Source organism: Streptomyces sp. NPDC104307 (genome assembly GCF_055584045.1).
Map to the genome: position 1 here is coordinate 1 of NZ_JBVJMU010000013.1, position 15,383 is coordinate 15,383.

Sequence of the window (15,383 nt, forward strand, 5' to 3'; positions counted from 1 at the left end):
CGGGGTGGTCTGGCCGGTGGTGATGGCGACGGTGGGGAAGCCGTCGCAGTGGCCGCAGATCGGCCGGGGCAGGGTGTGCTGGTGCATGATGGGATCTCCCTTTCGGGTCTGCGTGATCTGGAAGGTGTTGAGGCGCCCGGGGCGGCGGAAGTTTGGCGACCGAGGCCGCCCCGGGGGCTGTCAAGGGCGCGGGGTGTTGGTGCGTCGGCTGCGGCCCTTGACCGCGTACATGGCGGTGTCGGCGGCGGACAGTGCGTCGGTGAGGGTGTGTGCGGGCAAGTCGGCCAGGTGGCAGATGCCGACCGAGGCGGCGACGGGGATCAGTCGCCCGCGGTGGTTGACCGGTTGGTGCAGGGCTTCGTGCAGAGCGGTGGCGCCGGGGGTGTGGGCCGGGTCGGTGATGATGGCGGCGAATTCGTCGCCCCCGAGCCGGGCTGCGATGCCGTGCCCGGACACCCATGCGGCCAGTCGAGCGGCGGTGGCCGTGATAACCGTGTCGCCGGCCGGGTGGCCGTGGGTGTCGTTGATGGCCTTGAAGTCGTCCAGGTCCACGAGCAGGGCCATAGCCCGGGGCGAGCGGGTGGCGATGCGTTCGGCGCGCGTCGTCCAGCCGGCCCGGGTGTGCAGGCCGGTCAGCGGGTCGCGCCGAGCGGTGGAGAGGCGGCGGGTGAGCAGGCTGCTGTGCAGGGCCCAGCCGAAGGCGGGTAATGCTGCGGCGATGACGGGCAGCTCCACGACGTTCACCGGCCCTTGTGCTGGCTGTTGAGGAGCGAGCGCAGGACGACGGTGCAGACGGCGACGGATACGGCGGTGATGGCGGTCGCGAGGAGCATGGAGACCAGGACCGCGCCCACGACCAGGACCACGGCGGTTCCGCCGGCGATGGCGACGACGAGGGTTCCGGGGGTGAGCTGCACCGCGGACCTGGCGGCCGGAGCAGGCGCCGGTGCCGGGGCCGCAGCGGGGGCGGCGGGGGTGTGGTGGCAGGTGCAGGCCGGCGGGTGGATGAGGCCGGTGAGCGGGCGGACGAGGGAGGTGTCCGGGGTGGGTGCGGTGTCGGGTGCCGGGTATTTCGGGGTGAACACGGGTGAGCCTCCTGTCAGGGGTTGCAGCGGTGGGTACGGGCGGCGAGTTCGGCGGCGGCCCGGCCGTGGTAATCGGCGGAGAAGTTGCAGCCGGGGGCGGTGCACGCGGTGGTGTGCTTGGTGCGGCCGCGGCCGTCGTAATGCGTGCCGACCTGGACGGGGCCGATACGGATCACGTCGGTGAAGCGGTTCGGGCGCGGCATGATCAGCCCTCCTGACGGAGGCTGTTGCCGGGGAACTCGGCGCGGATGCGGGCCGCTTCGGTCGGGTCGGTGGTCCGGTCGGCAGCCTCCTCGGCAAGGAGCCGGGCGAGCGTGGGGCGGCCGGAGTCGGCCATCTCCCGAGCGGCGTCGATGTAGTCCGCGGGACGGTTGAAGTTGAACAAGGCCATGAGCTGAGTTCCTTTCTGATCAGGCGAGTTGGGCGGTGATCGCGGCGGCCAGCGGTGCGGGAACACCAAGCCGGGCGCGCAAGGTCGCGGTATCGATCCGGGTCCCGGTCGTGGCGTGGTGGGTGTCAGCAACCTTCCGAGCGTGATCCAGCAGCGCCGGAGGAACCGATACCGCCGGGACAGCCGAGGGAGCCGGGGCCGGATTGGGTACCGGGGCCGGGGCGAGCGGCAGTTCGGGGGCCGGGTCGGCAACCCGCTCGACCGTGACGTCCGGGACCGGCTCAGGCTCCGGAGCAGTCAACGGTGCAGCGACCGGAACCTGTTCGGGCTCGGCCGGTGCCGCGGCGGGGGCATGGGCGAGGAGTGTTCCGCCGAGGAAGGCCAGAGCAGGCCAGCCCGCGACGAGGATGCGCAGCCACGGCGGCACGTCACCCAGGTTGAGCATTCCGGCGGTCGCGATGTTCGCGCCCAGGGATGCGGTGAGGGCGATGACGAACCAGACCCAGGCCGGGCCGGTGTCAGCGGTCGTGCGCATCCGGCGCCAGGCGGCGACGAGCAGCAGATCGACGCTGATCGGGTAGGCCCAGGCCTTCCAGCCGTCTTGCCCGGCAGCTTCGGCCAGGTCATGCAGATGCGAGAAGGACAGGGCGCCGGCGATGACAGCCTGGATCAGTACGGCGTCCGGGCGGATGGTGCGGGACATCGGGGTTCACCTCCAATCTGGTTTGGTGCCGGGGCCGGGCGGGATGTGGTGGTCACCGCCCAGTACCCGGGGCGAAGGGGTCAGGCGTCCGGGTCGGTACCGGTGCCGAGGCAGTTGAGGCAGAGCCCGTCCTGCTGGCCGACCGGGCGACGCTTGCGACCGACGCGGACTGTGGTCGGGACGTTTCCGGTCCCCCCACAGGGCTTGCAGTCGTCGGTCTCGGCCGCGGGCGGGGGCTTGGTGGTGGTCCGTTTCGTGGTGGCCATGGCGGTGGTTCCTTCCGGTTCCGGGCATGGGCGGGGTAGGGACCAGGCGCGAGACGGTCACGCCAACCGGGAAGCAGGGGGTGTTACTCGGTGACCGGGACCGGCTTGACCAGCGGCGCAGCCGGGGCCGGGGTGGTGAGGACGACCGGGCGGAACGGGGCCAGCACCTCGATGTCCGGGGTCATGTGTGCGTACTCGCGGCAGATCGCCACGGCGTCGGCGGCGCTCAGTTCGGGGGTGCGGATACGCGACCAGCCGCCGGAGGAGTCGCCGGCCACCGCCACACCGGGACGGTCCGGGGCAATCGTGGTCACGGCGAAGACCGCGTCCGGGGCGATATCGCCCAGGCCCATGTCGGCGGTCTGTTTGTCGTTGACGCGGTGCACCACACGGCCGGTGAGCTGGGCGCGGAGCATGGTGGCGCCCTTGCCGAGCTCGGAGCCGAAGCGCTGCCCGCAGATCTCCAGATAGATGCCGACCGCGCGGGCCATCTGCGCGAGCCGCACCAGATGCATCACCATCCGGTCCCGGCGTTCCTCATCCTTTTTCGCCGCGGCCAGGAACAGTTCCGCGACCTCATCCACCAGGACCACAAGCGGCACCGGTCGCACCTTGACGGGCAGGTCCCACAGGTCGGAGACCCCGTGGGCGCTGAGGGTGTCGAAGCGCTCTTCCATCTCGCGGACGAGGACTTCCAGGAGGCTGGAGGCTTCATCCGGGGTGGTGGCCAGGGCGGAGAGGCGGGGTGCGTAGCCGCGCTGTTCGACACCGCGCTTGCAGTCGATCCCGACCAGGCCCACCGGCAGCTTCGCCAGTCTCGTGATCAGGTTGCGCTGATACATCGACTTGCCCGACTGATTCGCACCCAGGATCAGGCCGTGCGGGATCTTCTTGTAGTCCCGAACGAACGCCGTTCCGTCCTCCCGCAACGCCACCGGCACCACCAGCGATCCCGTCAGCTTGCGGGGCAGTCGGCGCGGCATCTTCACCCGGCGCAGCACGTCGTACCCGGTCATGCGGAGTTCGACGAAGCCGGGCCTGACCTCCACCACGTGGACGGAGTGGACACCCCAGGCGTGCCGCAACCGCTCCGAGGCCACAGCCACATCCGCAGGCTCCAGGCCGGCCGGGAGACGCAGCGTTGCCCGCATCCCGGTCGAGGAACCACGAACCCGGCGCACACTCGGCGGAACCGGCTGCACATCCTGCCGGCGCCCCACGTTGCGGACCATGAACGCCCGCAGGCGGGACGGCTGAACCGTCAGCCCGCACACATCCATCGTCGAGCGGTACGTGGCCGCGAACCGGACCCGGGCGATCGGCAGACCCACCAGCGACCAGAACACGCGAGGTGCGCGAGCCTTTGCGTATCCGAGGCCGCCGGCAGCCGATAAGGCCCCGGCCGTCTCGATCATCATGGACAGGTCCGGCATGATCAGGCACCCGCCGTGATGGCCACCGCGCGGAAGCTGATCCCGTGCCGGGTCTGCCCGTTGAAGGTGTTCTCCCAGTCCCGGGCCTTGAGGCCGATCACCGTGACCGGCGTTCCCGGGGTCAGGCTCTCGGGGACACCCGTGCTCGGGACGGTCACCTGGTAGAGGTTGCCCTCCCCGTCGTCCGAGATCAGCAGGCCCACCGTGGCCAGCGGGGCACCGGTCTCCCGGTCCATCGCGATCTCGCCGGTCTGCTTGCTCACGAGCTTCGGAGTCGGAGGCGTCGCAACGAACACGACAGCGGTCGAAACATCGATCTTGAACGACGGCATAGCAGTCTCCTCGGTCATACAGCCCAAGCCTCTTGGACCACTTGCTCAACTTGTTGGTACAAGCTGATACCTAGAGATTGCATCACCGAGGTTGGGGCGTCAAGCACTTCGGCCGCACATGTACCAACAAGTTGACCGAGTGCGTCATGATGGGGCCATGAGCAAGCAGCCGAAGTACCGACAGGTGGCCGACGCATTGCGTCGCGAGATCGACAGCGGCGCCTACGGACCCGGCGCGCGTCTCCCCTCAGAGAGCGAACTTTCGACACGGTTCGAAGCGTCCAGAAACACTGTCCGATCGGGCCTAAGCCTGCTGGTCAGCGAGGGCTTGATCACGTCAAGCCAGGGACTTGGCTACGAGGTTCGTAAGCATGAGGTATTCGAGCTCAACGCCTCCCGATTCGAGAACCTGACCTTCCCGCAGACGGGCGACGCCTATTCGACGGACGTGACGAACGCCGGCCGCAGGCCGCACCAGACCTTTCGTGTCGAGCTCACCACCGCCCCCGAGTACGTGGCCCAGCGCCTGAGGGTCGACACCGGATCCCGAGCCGTCCTCAGGTTCTGCCATCGGTTCGTTGACGATGTCCCATGGTCCACCCAGGCCACTCACTACCCCGATTGGTTGGTAGAGACGGCTCCCCGCCTGACTGAACCGGGGGATATCGCCGAGGGAACGACCCGCTACCTCACGAGCCACGGCATCGAGCAGGTCGGATACGCCGACGAAGTCGCCACCCGGATGCCTACGCCAGAGGAGGCCCGGCTTCTGGACATAGGAGCGGGTGTCCCGGTCCTGCTCTGGACCCGAACCGGCTACTCCCCCGAGCGCCCCATTCGCTGCACGATCACGACGTTCCGCGGCGACCTGAACCGGATGAACTACGAGATCGGCGACCTGTCCGCCCGAAGCGAGAACGACACCCAGTGAAGATCACAACCGCAGTACCGGGCGACCTGGACCAGCTTCTGGCGTTCCGGGAAGAAGCCGCATCCTGGATCAGCGAACTTGGCAGCGACCAGTGGAGCCGGCCATACCCTGCCGATCGCCTGTTGTTGACCATCGAGGCTGGCACCGTCTTCATGCTTCGCGACGGCAGCCGGACCGCTGGGACCATCACTCTCACGCCCGAGGCGGAAGAAGGGTTGTGGACGCCCGAGGAGTTGGGGGAGGCGTCCATCTTCGTCAACAAGCTGACGGTGTCTCGCAACTACGCGGGAAAGGATCTTGGAGGCAGGCTCCTCGATTGGGCGGGAGATCGCGCCTACCAATCGTCAGCCATGTGGCTCCGCCTTGACGCGTGGACCAACAACGCTGCACTTCAGCGCTACTACCTGCGCCATGGCTTCGAGCACGTTCGGACTGTCCGGGGAGGCGGCGCCATCAACGGCGGCCCACGCGTCTCAGGCTGGATTGCCCAGCGTCCCGCTTCCCCCGCCCAGCACGGGTTCGAGGACCAGACGCCTAGCCCCAAGCCCATTGGCAGCTGAGCTGTTACAGGTTTCTCTACCTCATCAAGGCACCCGGCTGCGCTCCGCTCCGCCGGGCGCGCTTCCCGGCTCTGGCTGCGCCCGCGCTCCTGCCTTCGGCCCGCTCGGCGCTGCCGCCGCCGACGCGCGCCCGCAGTGGATAGGCCCGAGGGGCATGAGGCGAGAACCAAGCCCGCGGCTCAAGGACATGCCTCCGGCGGGGGCGCTCAGACTCCGGGATGGGAGGGGCGCCGTTCGCGAGTGCCGGCGGATTCGTGGTGAGCGTCGTGGGGCTCCCATCCCGACCACCTTCGACCCAGGCGGAGCCGAGCAGTCGCGGCCCAGGGCGTCAAGGTCGTTCGTACAGTGGCGCGCTCCACCTTGACGCCCTGAACCACGACCGCTCCACGACGTGTGGGTCGAAGGCGGACGGGATGGGAGCCGGGGCGAGTGGTGGGTTGGCGATAGTGCGTACCGTTGACCCGACGCGCATCAAGCCCTATCCGGATCACCCTTTGAGGCATGACCATTGAACTCGCTCCAGAAATCGAATAGCGAAGTTCTCCCCTCCGCCTCGAACAGCGGGTACTGGGGGAAATGCAGCTCACCGGCTTCAACCGTGGGCGATTTGTACGAGGTCTGAATATTTATTCCGTGAAGCTCGATGACGATCGTATTCAGTTCAAGGTCCAGGCACTCAGATAGCGAAACGTGTTTCGGGTCAGGAAAATTGTCTCGGAAGATTTTGTTGTACTTAGGCTGGAAGTATCGAATAAGACCGGCTTCTGCCAGTGCGACACCCTCATGGCCATTGAAATGCTCGTTCTGTATGACGCGCTGATAGACCCTGAGAGCGTGATCTTTATCCTCCTCGTCGGTAACACTTCCTGCGTCGGTGGGGTGCATTGTTGAGAGGGTCGCAACATCGGTGATGGCGCAGAGCGACAACCAAATCTCCCGATCCGGCCTCTGCTCGGAGTAGATCCTCTGGAGAGTGTCATGCTTCCGTAGTCTGTCGAACGCCTGTCTTTCTCCCGAACTACCGAAGGCCTGCCCGACGTAGAGAACGTCCTGGACACGCCAGGAGGCGTCAGTATCTAGCTGCGAAACCAGTATCGATGCACTTCCAGAGACCAGCACTTCCCCACTATCACTAGCTGCCAGCGAGAAGTCTTCGTATGGGTATTCGGAGATCCAGGACAGCTCTTCAACCCCGTTGCTGAGTTGATAGGACATCTGGAAATCGAAATACTCGTAGTCACTTTCAATCTGCCGCCGCGCTCTACCGGAGATCACCCCATCCTCGATTGTTACATCATCAGGCAGGATCGATACCCGAGGAGCTTGGGTGACGATATAAATGTGGCAAGGTGGATCTCTGGGGACGTCGGATTTTTCGAGATCACGCTGACGGCCCATAATCATTGGCGAAACGACGATGCTAAGGCCGATCTCAACGCCATACTTTCGCATATACCACCCACGGTGCATTCGTTGGAGGCTGAAGCCTACCGGTCAACACTGACAGCATGTGTCTAACTGGCGGTGAAGGCACCGGCAGTGCTACGAGAGGTACCTCTCTGGGCCGTCTCGGGGCCGTGTGAAGGCGCTAAACGATGACCACTGTTCACAACCACTGACCGGTCAACCGCAGGTCATGGCACTGATCGGAGGTGTAACCGCACGTCGGAGAAGGAACGTCTCACTTCTTCGGCTACTGATCGAGCAGGGGTTCGTGGTCGGCTCGGCGGCTGCAAAGGCCCTTGATCGTGGCGCGGTGCGCCATGCTGTCGCTTCCAGACGAAGATGCCGTACGCCACGACGATGCACCTGTCGGACGCCGAGGGTGTTGTCAGTGCCCGGCCCTACGATCCTCCTATGCGAAGAGGAGCGATCACGCGAGAGTCCGTGCTCAAGGTCCTGGCGGAGCATGACCAATTGGGGCGTGAAGCCTTCCTGGCGAAGTACGGCTTCGGGGAGGCGCGGTCGTACGTCCTGGTTCATGAGGGCCAGGAGTACGACTCCAAGGCCGTTGCCGGGGTGGCCCACAAGTGGGATCAGGGGCGGGCCCTCACGCGGGACGAGTTCAGCGGCGGCAAGGATCATGCCGCGGCGTGGCTCAAGCGGGTTGGCTTCCAGGTCAAGGCCATCAAGAACCCGGACTGGGCTCGCGACGAGATCATCCTTGCCTGCCACCTAGTGATGGAGAACGGTTGGAAGGGGCTGGACGCGGAGGACGGCCGGGTGGTGGAGCTGTCTGCCCTCCTCCAGTTGCTTCCCATCCACGCGGAGGCGGACCGCAACGAGAAGTTCCGCAACTCCAACGGCGTCGCGCGCAAGACGTTCGACATCGCCACTCGCCACCCGGACTACCGGGGGAAGCCCACAAACGGCGGCGCGCTGGATGTCGCTGTGTTGCACGAGTTCCTTGCCCGGCCCCAGGAGATGACCGAGGCCGCGCGGCTTATCCGTCAGGGCATCGCGACCGGCGAATTGCAGTCCTTCGCACCGACTGAGGACGAGGAGTTCGACGACGACTTCAGCGCGCCGGAGGGGCGACTGCTCATGCGGCGACACCGGGCGCGTGAACGGAACAAGAGCCTGCGCAAGAAGAAGATCGCTTCTGTCCTCCAGCGTGGCGGGCAGCTCGCTTGCGAGGCGTGCGGCTTTGACTTCGAGAAGGTCTACGGGGACCGCGGTGCCGGGTACATCGAGTGCCACCACGTGCTTCCGCTTCACATCGCAGGAGAAGGCCGCACCAAGCTCAGCGATCTCGCCCTCATCTGCGCCAACTGTCACCGCATGATCCACCGGCGTGCGCCATGGCCGACCCCTGAGGATCTGCGAGCCTCAATAGAGCAGAAGCATGCAAACGACAGGCGCGCCGCGACGACGTTGACGCGCCCCCGTAGGGCGGCCGACGAGCAGATGCCGAACCCCTGAGCTGACATCCACTGCCGACATCAACGTCGGTGTACACCGGCAGCTCCGGAGAACCTTGGACGGCAGCCGCGGCCGGTCCCGCCAGAGTGCTCAACCGCCTCCGGCCGAACTCCTAAAGCGGGTGTCGCAGGTTCGAATCCTGCCGGGGGCACAGTCTCCACCAGCACATATCTGGGAAAGGGCCAGGCCAGGGCAGATGCCCGACCTGGCCCTTCTTCGTGAGCTCCCGTTCCTTGAACGGTCTCAGACGTACTGCCACGCACTGAGCGCGTGACCTGGCTCCCCAAAAACTCCCCAGTGGATCTACGCGTCTTCGCAGTGGAGCCCAAAACGAAAGGTGGCGGCCCCCGCCTAAGCGAGGGCCCGCCGTGTGCCGGGGGCGAGGGTGGCGCCCTTGCATGCCCGGCACGTTTGCTGCGCGATCTCGTGGTGGGTGTAGGCCCGCCCGCACCCCGGCCGCCGTCGGCCTCGGGTACGAGCGGGAGATCAGCGGGACGGGCGCTGCGGATACGAATGGGGGTGAGCCCGCGACTTGGCGCACAGCACCCTGTGAACGCAGACCGTGGTCCCGGCGCCAGAGGCTGCGTCGATGTAGATGTGCTCGGCCTCGTCCGGCCGTATCAGCTGGTCGCAGCGGTCGCAGATCACCGGGCCTCCTTCGGGGTGGCGACGAGGCGGCAGCGGGCGACCTCTTCGTGCTCGGTGTGATGGGTCCGGCCCGCGTGCTTCAGTGCCCACAGGTCCGGGTCGATGTGCGAGGCGCTCGGCTCGGACGCCTCGGCACATCTGGGGGCTAGGCAGCGGACCACGATGGTGGTTTTCGGCGCCTCGCCGCGGGGAGCGCCGATCGTCCAGTCCACGAACCGCATGATCGACCGGGTCATCGTCGGGCCTCCGCGGTCCGGGTCGAGCACGTCTCCGTGTCCGCGCAGGCCCGGGGGAACCAGGAGTACGCAGCTCCGTCGGCCGGCCGTGCACGCTGCTCGCCCAGGTCTACGTCCAGCCCGGCCGCGAGAGGGTAGTCGCACCAGACACAGCGCCACCCCCGCTGTTGCTGCTCCGTCAACATGCTGGCTGGTGGTAAGGCCTTCATGGTCATAGCGTCCCCGGCTCGTCGGCGGCTTGGTGCAACGAGCGTGCAGGGCGAAAGAGTGCTCAACGCTCACAGATCTGTGAGCACGTGAGCGGACCTACATCCCGATCCAGGCGGCCATGTGGCCGAGGCTGTCTGGGGTGCGGCGGGCTGAGTGGAGCAGGCCCGTCACGGTCTCGCGGGTGCGGGGGTGGTAGCGGGTCTGCTCCGGTGCTGCCCGACGCGCCTCGACGAGGTGGCGCAGGGCGGCGTCCGTGTGTCCGGTCTCCATCTCGACAGTCGCGCGGTCGATGAGGAACCGGGCGCGCCTGGACGTCAGCGTTGCCGTCGGCAGTTTCATCGTGCGCGCCTGTCGTAGCGCGTCGTCGTACTGCCGCATGGTGATTGCGGCGCCCATCTCGTGCAGGGATACGTTCATCTGGCCGAACGACAGCCAGTGCACCTCACGTGCCTCGCCGCCGACGCGGCCCGCCAGCTCCCGCGCCGCAGCGATGTGCTGTTCCACCGCGCTGCTGTCCCCAGCTCGGGCCGCCACAGCTGACGCGCCGAGGTGCAGTTGTCCGGCCACCGCCAGAGCCTCCCGCGACGACTCGCCGACGACGAGTGCATGGCCGGCCTGGACGAGACGCCTCCCGAGATCCTGCGCGGACTCGGCGTGGCCAAGCGCCCGCTTGTACTGGCGGATCGCAGCGAGACAGGGATCCGAGGCGCGCTCTGCCGCCCAGCCCATCCGGTCCAGGGCGACGATCGCAAGGTCGGGGTATCCGACCTTCAGGGCGATGTCGTGGGCGGTCCGGTACGTGGAGGCAAGGGCCCGCCACGTTGTGATGTTCGGAGCCGCGCGGGCTGCTTGCGTCAGGCCGGAGATGACTGCGGGGAGATCTCGCGCGGCCGCCCGGAGGCGCGTGGCCCGGACCTGTTGGCAGATTCGGTCAGCGTCGGCCACAAGCTCAGTGACCAGCATGCCGGTTGAAGGCTCGTGATCGAGGTCGTACAGGTCGAGGACCTGGCGGATGGGGCTCATCAGGGCGGTGAGGCGGCCCTGCTGCATGTCCGTCACGTGGGTTGGTCCCTGAAGGTGGGCGATGTCGATGCCGAGCGCTGCCGCGACTGCGGCCACGAAGGCGTCCGTGGCCGGGCGGGCTCCGCACTCCACCTGATTGAGCAGGCTGTAGGAGTAGGGGAGGCGCGCGGCCAGCTCTCGCTGGCTGAGGTGTGCGAGTTTCCGCTGCTCTCTGATGCGGGCACCCGTGCGGTCATCGTCCAGTGTGGGCATACCGGCCTCCGTTCCTGACTCGCCATCTGGAACGGTACCCGCGCGCCCGCGCGCTGGACCCTGCATCGCCCCGATTCCATCCGTTTCGGGGGCGGTTGCGTGCCCGGGGCTCGGCGGGTGGGATGGTGGCATGACGACTCTCTACCTGCTCGGCTCCGCCGCCCCGCCCGTCCTTGAGATCGCGCCGGTGATCGAGGACGTGCAGGCACGCGGCTACGACGTGTGCCTGGGCCTCACTCCGTCGGCCGCCCGCTGGCTGGCTCCGCAGGTGGAACAGCTGGAGCAACTGACTGGGCATCCGGTGCGCTCCGAGTACAAAGCGCCGGCAGTGTTGGACGCGTGGCCTCACGCAGACGTGGTCCTGTTCGCACCAGCCACATTCAACAGCCTGAACTCGTGGGCCCTGGGGCTCACGTCGAGCTTCGTCGTGGGCTTCGCGGCCGAAGCGATCGGGAAAGGGATCCCGCTCGTCACGATGCCCTGTGTGAACTCCGCATACGCCCAGCATCGTGCGCTGGACCGGAGCGTGGCCGAGCTCCGAGGGATGGGGGTCACGGTGCTGTACGGGCCCGGTGGGTTCGAGCCGAATCAGTCGGGCGACCGCGTCCCCTATCCGTGGCACCTCGCCCTTGACGCGGTTGACGACACACGAAAGCGCCCCCTGCCTCGGCCGTAGCCGGGAGCAGGGGGCGTGGTGGTTCAGTGGCGGCGCCGGTCGAGCAGCGCGTACGCAGCCGGGGACATCGTCGGTTCCGGTGCGTCGTTGCTCCGTCGCGCCGGCAGACCAGCGCGCATCCGGGTCGCCGGGCGGTGGCTGGAGGCTGTACCCGGCCGGGCAGGCCCGTCCGGACCAACGGGCCCGACCACCTTCGACCCAGGCAGAGCCGAGCGGTCGCGGCCCAGGGCGTCAAGGTCGTTCGTACTGTGGTGGGTAGAGGTGGTGGGTGCGAACGTCCTGCCATAGGTATTGAGTCAAACACTCTTGGGATCACTGCCCTGATTACCCCTTTTAGCCAGTGCTCACCAGGAGGCGTGTGCGCGTCGGGGGGAGCCCATGCGCGTGCCCCCAAGGGTCATGCGCGTGGGCCGAGGAGCCCTGCTCATGCCGCGGCATATGCCGCGTCCAGAGAACGCCAGGTCAGACGACTGAGCGTCAAGATCGATCGCAAACCGAAATGGCCCGACTTGTGGGCACAGCAGACAGCTGAATAACGCTTCCAGCGCTTCGTGCGCAGGTCAGCCGCTGATACGTTCCGTGGCCATAAAAGGGCCCCGCCCCTTTCGTCTCGCCGGACCAGGACGGGGCCACACCACGCCTCGCGTAGAGGTAGGCAAGGAAGGAACGGCATGAGTGACATCCCTCCCCCCTCTGAGCCCAACGGAGAGGGAATCAGCGGCACCGCCTCGTGGACCGCCGTTCTCACCGGCATCGGCACCCTGCTCGCCGGAGTCGGCGCCGTCATTGCAGCGCTGCGATGACAGCGCAATACGGCAACAGGGCTCGAAGGTCTGTCGTCCAGCGGGCGGCAGGGCCTTCGGTTCGCTCAGGCCCGTCGCCCGTCCGGTGAATCTCACACCCCGCGCCTGCGGTCGCCCACCAGCCCGGTCTCGTAGGCGACGATCACGAGCTGGGCGCGGTCGCGCGAACTCAGCTTGGCGAGCAGCCGCCCGATATGGGTCTTGACCGTGGCGAGGCTCAGATGGAGTTGCTCTGCGATCTCCGTGTTGGACAGCCCCCGCGCGATCAGACCGAGCACCTCCAACTCCCGGTCGGTGGTCCCGTCCAGGGAGCGGCTGGGCGGGCGCGCGGGTTCGGGGCGGCGGGCGAACTCCGCGATCAGGCGACGGGTCACCGAGGGGGCGAGCAGTGCCTCGCCCGCGGCGACGACTCCGATGGCGGTGAGGACCTCGGTCGGCGGGGTGTCCTTGAGCAGGAATCCCGCGGCACCGGCGCGCAGGGCGGCGTAGACGTACTCGTCCAGGTCGAAGGTGGTGAGGATGAGGACGCGGACGCCGGACAGGGCCGGGTCCGAGCAGATCTGCCGGGTCGCCTCGATGCCGTCGAGGCCCGGCATGCGTACGTCCATCAGCACGACGTCCGGCCTCTCGCGGCGGGCGAGTTCGACGGCCTCCGCTCCGTTCGCGGCCTCGCCCACGGCCGTCATACCGGGCGTGTGGTCGACGAGGACCCGGAAGCTGCCGCGCACCATCGCCTGGTCGTCGACGATCAGTACCCGGACCGGGGTCACGTCGCTCATCGTCATCGGTTCCCTTCGGCCGGCAGGCGGACGGAGACGGCGAAGCCGCCTTCCGGCCGGGGCCCCGCCTCGCAGCTTCCGCCGTACATCATCGCCCGCTCCCGCATCCCCAAGAGCCCATGTCCGCCCGACAGTTCGCGGTCGGCCTGCTCACGTGCGGACGGTGGCCCCTCGTCCGCGATGTCGATGCGGATCTCTCGCGCGTCCGCCTCGACCGTGACCTGGCAGCGGGTCGGGGCAGCGTGCCGGACCGCGTTGGTGAGGGCCTCCTGGACGATCCGGTAGGTGGTCAGCCGCATCCCCTCGGACAGGCCCTTTGTGGCGTGCACCGTCAGGTCGACGTCCACCCCGGCCCGGTGCGCCTGTGCGGCGAGCGAGCCGAGGTCGTCGAGATCCGGTACGGGTCCCAGAGGCGCGCCCTCGATACGCAGCACACCGAGCGTGCGCCGCATCTCGGCCAGCGCGCGGCGACTTGTCTCCTCTATGACCTTGAGGGCGGCCCGCGCCTCCCGTGGGTCGGCCTCCGCCACATGCCCGGCGACACCCGCCTTGACTGCGATCAGGCTCAGGTTGTGCGAGACGATGTCGTGCAGCTCACGGGCGATCCGCAGACGCTCCTCGTCCAGGGCGTGTTCCGACCGGCGCCGCTGCTCCCGGGCAGCCTCGGACCGGTGGCCGCGCACGGTGAACCCCGCGCCCCAGGCCCCGCCGATCACCAGGAGCACGAGCCCGGCCACCCCGCCGGCGCCCCGCCAGTCCTCGGCGGGAGTCACCACCGCCTCGCCGAGGTAGACGGCACCGCACGCCACCGGCAGCGTCACCGCGAGCGCGAGCACGGAGCTGCGGGCGGGCTCGGCCAGTCCGACGAGGTAGGCCGCAAGCCCGGCGGCGACGTAGGGCTCACGGGTGATGTCGAGCAGCGATGCCGCGGCCAGGGCGGCCAGCACTGCGGCCAGAACCGCGAGCGGCCAACGGCGGCGTACGGCGATCGGCAGGCCGACCGCGGCGGCGATCAAACAGCCCAGCCAGACCGGTCCGGTGTAGGCGGGCTGGCCGTCGTCTGCGGTCAGCCCGGCGAAGCCGACGTACACGGTGGTCAGGGCCAGGGCCGCGCTGAGGTCGAGGGCGTAGAGAGTGCGCCGCCCCTTGGGCTTCATGACCCGACCGTATCTGTACGCGTCCACTCAGCCGGCCTGTCCCAGCAGCACCATCAGCCCGAGCGTCACCAGGGTCAGCGGCACCCAGCGCAGCACCGCCGCCCAGCTGGGACGGGGCGCTTCACGCAGCAGCGCCACGCCCAGCGGCACCAGTGCCGCGCACAGTCCGGTCAGGGCCACCAGCGACACGGGGGTGGTTCCCTTCAGCACCCCGAGGGGCAGTGCCGAGGTGAGGGCCAGTGCGGCGGCGCGGACCGGGCCGAGCACCCGGGTGCGCCAGGCGCCCAGGGCAAGGACCGTCCACCCGGCGAGAATGGCGAGGTTCAGCGTGGCGAAGACATGAAAGGCGCCGTAGCCGGCGGAGACCGCTTCGGTGGCGGGCCCGACTCCCTGGGAACGCACCAGCTGAAAGGCCAGATGGTCCACCCCCGCGTGGAAGGCGCGGGCGAACAGTCCGAACATGGCCAGCACCCCGCCCCACAGTCCCCATCCGGCACTGCGGGACCCGATCCGCGCGGCCAGCACGGCCACGGCGGGCCAGAGCAGCAGACTGCCCGCGGCGAAGAGACTGTACGCGGTGGCCATCAGGGTGGGGTGCCGCTCGTACGCCGCGAGTTGATCGGGGTAGAAGAAGGAGAAGCGGGCCCGCGACAACGCGCCGGCCAGCATCAGGAGCGGACCGAGCACCATGGCGGTGCCGCCCGCCCAACGCCCGGGGAAGCCGGTCCCCTCCGGCCACTCCACAGGCAGTGCGGCGCGCAGTCGGGCGCCGATCGTGGTGGCCGGGGCGGCCATGGGTGTCGTCGGGTTCGTCATGTCGACGACCATGCCCGCCCCGTCCTCGCAGGGCGTCGGACCAGGAGCTGAACCGCGGGGTCAGACCTGGGTATGACCCGTCGGGCCGTCCGACATGACCGCCTCGGACGCCGGCATCCTGGTCGCGCTGCGGCCTGGGCTGCCGGTCGGGGTCACGGCC

General features: G+C 68.2%; 19 protein-coding genes. 5 read left to right on the plus strand and 14 right to left on the minus strand.

What is annotated here, in order from left to right; translation table 11 throughout:
- Window positions 1–180 precede the first annotated feature (180 nt).
- The 8 genes from ACZ601_RS27285 to ACZ601_RS27320 all read right to left on the minus strand — a co-directional run bounded on the left by ACZ601_RS27285 (window position 181) and on the right by ACZ601_RS27320 (window position 4,210).
- Window positions 181–735, minus strand: a complete 555-nt coding sequence (locus ACZ601_RS27285; protein WP_469543166.1) for a GGDEF domain-containing protein — start codon at window positions 733–735, stop codon at window positions 181–183.
- Between the two features lie 5 nt (window positions 736–740).
- On the minus strand, window positions 741–1,085 hold the full coding sequence (locus ACZ601_RS27290; RefSeq protein ID WP_469542697.1) for a SpdD protein: 345 nt from the start codon (window positions 1,083–1,085) through the stop codon (window positions 741–743).
- Between the two features lie 14 nt (window positions 1,086–1,099).
- The gene (locus ACZ601_RS27295) at window positions 1,100–1,288 is read right to left on the minus strand and encodes a mobile element transfer protein (protein WP_469542699.1); all 189 of its coding nucleotides are present in this window, start codon (window positions 1,286–1,288) and stop codon (window positions 1,100–1,102) included.
- 2 nt (window positions 1,289–1,290) lie between these two features.
- The gene (locus ACZ601_RS27300; protein WP_469542701.1) at window positions 1,291–1,476 is read right to left on the minus strand and encodes a hypothetical protein; all 186 of its coding nucleotides are present in this window, start codon (window positions 1,474–1,476) and stop codon (window positions 1,291–1,293) included.
- A 19-nt stretch (window positions 1,477–1,495) separates the two neighbouring features.
- Window positions 1,496–2,179 (minus strand): DUF2637 domain-containing protein, encoded by a 684-nt coding sequence (locus ACZ601_RS27305; RefSeq protein WP_469542704.1) that lies wholly within the window; start codon window positions 2,177–2,179, stop codon window positions 1,496–1,498.
- A gap of 80 nt (window positions 2,180–2,259) precedes the next feature.
- Window positions 2,260–2,445 carry a hypothetical protein gene (locus ACZ601_RS27310; RefSeq protein ID WP_469542706.1) on the minus strand — a complete coding sequence of 62 codons (186 nt, stop codon included), beginning with the start codon at window positions 2,443–2,445 and terminating at the stop codon, window positions 2,260–2,262.
- 83 nt (window positions 2,446–2,528) lie between these two features.
- A complete protein-coding gene (locus ACZ601_RS27315) occupies window positions 2,529–3,878 on the minus strand; it encodes an FtsK/SpoIIIE domain-containing protein (RefSeq protein ID WP_469542709.1) in 1,350 nt (449 codons plus the stop codon).
- A gap of 2 nt (window positions 3,879–3,880) precedes the next feature.
- Complete coding sequence (locus tag ACZ601_RS27320) at window positions 3,881–4,210, minus strand: SCO3933 family regulatory protein (RefSeq protein WP_328898328.1); 330 nt, start codon at window positions 4,208–4,210, stop codon at window positions 3,881–3,883.
- 157 nt (window positions 4,211–4,367) lie between these two features.
- On the opposite strand from ACZ601_RS27320, the gene ACZ601_RS27325 reads away from it, so the two are divergent.
- A complete protein-coding gene (locus ACZ601_RS27325; RefSeq protein ID WP_469542712.1) occupies window positions 4,368–5,141 on the plus strand; it encodes a GntR family transcriptional regulator in 774 nt (257 codons plus the stop codon).
- Entirely contained in the window at window positions 5,138–5,701 is a 564-nt protein-coding gene (locus tag ACZ601_RS27330; RefSeq protein WP_469542715.1) for a GNAT family N-acetyltransferase, read from the plus strand. The genes ACZ601_RS27325 and ACZ601_RS27330 overlap by 4 nt, the downstream gene beginning before the upstream one ends.
- 471 nt (window positions 5,702–6,172) lie before the next feature.
- On the opposite strand, the gene ACZ601_RS27335 is transcribed toward ACZ601_RS27330, so the two are convergent.
- Window positions 6,173–7,153, minus strand: a complete 981-nt coding sequence (locus tag ACZ601_RS27335; protein WP_469542718.1) for a hypothetical protein — start codon at window positions 7,151–7,153, stop codon at window positions 6,173–6,175.
- A gap of 405 nt (window positions 7,154–7,558) precedes the next feature.
- Here ACZ601_RS27335 and ACZ601_RS27340 point away from each other — a divergent pair, with 405 nt between their 5' ends.
- Window positions 7,559–8,623 (plus strand): HNH endonuclease, encoded by a 1,065-nt coding sequence (locus ACZ601_RS27340; protein ID WP_469543169.1) that lies wholly within the window; start codon window positions 7,559–7,561, stop codon window positions 8,621–8,623.
- A gap of 644 nt (window positions 8,624–9,267) precedes the next feature.
- Here ACZ601_RS27340 and ACZ601_RS27345 read toward each other — a convergent pair.
- Both ACZ601_RS27345 and ACZ601_RS27350 read right to left on the minus strand, forming a co-directional pair.
- The gene (locus ACZ601_RS27345; protein WP_469542721.1) at window positions 9,268–9,507 is read right to left on the minus strand and encodes a DUF7848 domain-containing protein; all 240 of its coding nucleotides are present in this window, start codon (window positions 9,505–9,507) and stop codon (window positions 9,268–9,270) included.
- Window positions 9,508–9,813: 306 nt separating this feature from the next.
- Entirely contained in the window at window positions 9,814–10,992 is a 1,179-nt protein-coding gene (locus tag ACZ601_RS27350) for a helix-turn-helix domain-containing protein (RefSeq protein WP_469542724.1), read from the minus strand.
- Between the two features lie 130 nt (window positions 10,993–11,122).
- On the opposite strand from ACZ601_RS27350, the gene ACZ601_RS27355 reads away from it, so the two are divergent.
- Both ACZ601_RS27355 and ACZ601_RS27360 read left to right on the plus strand, forming a co-directional pair.
- Window positions 11,123–11,668 carry a flavoprotein gene (locus ACZ601_RS27355; RefSeq protein ID WP_469542727.1) on the plus strand — a complete coding sequence of 182 codons (546 nt, stop codon included), beginning with the start codon at window positions 11,123–11,125 and terminating at the stop codon, window positions 11,666–11,668.
- A gap of 671 nt (window positions 11,669–12,339) precedes the next feature.
- Entirely contained in the window at window positions 12,340–12,471 is a 132-nt protein-coding gene (locus ACZ601_RS27360; protein ID WP_469542729.1) for a hypothetical protein, read from the plus strand.
- Window positions 12,472–12,563: 92 nt separating this feature from the next.
- Here the strand turns inward: ACZ601_RS27360 and ACZ601_RS27365 are convergent, their stop codons facing one another.
- Genes ACZ601_RS27365 through ACZ601_RS27375 form a run of 3 tightly spaced genes read right to left on the minus strand, consistent with a single transcriptional unit; the run spans window position 12,564 to window position 15,223 of the window.
- Window positions 12,564–13,256, minus strand: coding sequence for a response regulator (locus ACZ601_RS27365; protein WP_469542732.1), 693 nt, complete (start codon window positions 13,254–13,256; stop codon window positions 12,564–12,566).
- Window positions 13,253–14,407: a sensor histidine kinase gene (locus ACZ601_RS27370; RefSeq protein ID WP_469542735.1), complete on the minus strand. Its 1,155-nt coding sequence runs from the start codon at window positions 14,405–14,407 to the stop codon at window positions 13,253–13,255. Before ACZ601_RS27370 ends, ACZ601_RS27365 begins: the two co-directional genes overlap by 4 nt.
- 27 nt (window positions 14,408–14,434) lie before the next feature.
- Window positions 14,435–15,223: a hypothetical protein gene (locus ACZ601_RS27375; RefSeq protein WP_469542738.1), complete on the minus strand. Its 789-nt coding sequence runs from the start codon at window positions 15,221–15,223 to the stop codon at window positions 14,435–14,437.
- Window positions 15,224–15,383: the final 160 nt, after the last annotated feature.

Bases quoted from the DNA above. Each gene is read 5' to 3' on its own strand.
- ACZ601_RS27295 (WP_469542699.1), bottom strand. From the start codon at position 1,288: ATGCCGCGCCCGAACCGCTTCACCGACGTGATCCGTATCGGCCCCGTC.
- ACZ601_RS27300 (WP_469542701.1), bottom strand. From the start codon at position 1,476: ATGGCCTTGTTCAACTTCAACCGTCCCGCGGACTACATCGACGCCGCT.
- ACZ601_RS27305 (WP_469542704.1), bottom strand. From the start codon at position 2,179: ATGTCCCGCACCATCCGCCCGGACGCCGTACTGATCCAGGCTGTCATC.
- ACZ601_RS27310 (WP_469542706.1), bottom strand. From the start codon at position 2,445: ATGGCCACCACGAAACGGACCACCACCAAGCCCCCGCCCGCGGCCGAG.
- ACZ601_RS27315 (WP_469542709.1), bottom strand. From the start codon at position 3,878: ATGCCGGACCTGTCCATGATGATCGAGACGGCCGGGGCCTTATCGGCT.
- ACZ601_RS27320 (WP_328898328.1), bottom strand. From the start codon at position 4,210: ATGCCGTCGTTCAAGATCGATGTTTCGACCGCTGTCGTGTTCGTTGCG.
- ACZ601_RS27325 (WP_469542712.1), top strand. From the start codon at position 4,368: ATGAGCAAGCAGCCGAAGTACCGACAGGTGGCCGACGCATTGCGTCGC.
- ACZ601_RS27335 (WP_469542718.1), bottom strand. From the start codon at position 7,153: ATGCGAAAGTATGGCGTTGAGATCGGCCTTAGCATCGTCGTTTCGCCA.
- ACZ601_RS27340 (WP_469543169.1), top strand. From the start codon at position 7,559: ATGCGAAGAGGAGCGATCACGCGAGAGTCCGTGCTCAAGGTCCTGGCG.
- ACZ601_RS27345 (WP_469542721.1), bottom strand. From the start codon at position 9,507: ATGACCCGGTCGATCATGCGGTTCGTGGACTGGACGATCGGCGCTCCC.
- ACZ601_RS27350 (WP_469542724.1), bottom strand. From the start codon at position 10,992: ATGCCCACACTGGACGATGACCGCACGGGTGCCCGCATCAGAGAGCAG.
- ACZ601_RS27355 (WP_469542727.1), top strand. From the start codon at position 11,123: ATGACGACTCTCTACCTGCTCGGCTCCGCCGCCCCGCCCGTCCTTGAG.
- ACZ601_RS27360 (WP_469542729.1), top strand. From the start codon at position 12,340: ATGAGTGACATCCCTCCCCCCTCTGAGCCCAACGGAGAGGGAATCAGC.
- ACZ601_RS27365 (WP_469542732.1), bottom strand. From the start codon at position 13,256: ATGACGATGAGCGACGTGACCCCGGTCCGGGTACTGATCGTCGACGAC.
- ACZ601_RS27370 (WP_469542735.1), bottom strand. From the start codon at position 14,407: ATGAAGCCCAAGGGGCGGCGCACTCTCTACGCCCTCGACCTCAGCGCG.
- ACZ601_RS27375 (WP_469542738.1), bottom strand. From the start codon at position 15,223: ATGACGAACCCGACGACACCCATGGCCGCCCCGGCCACCACGATCGGC.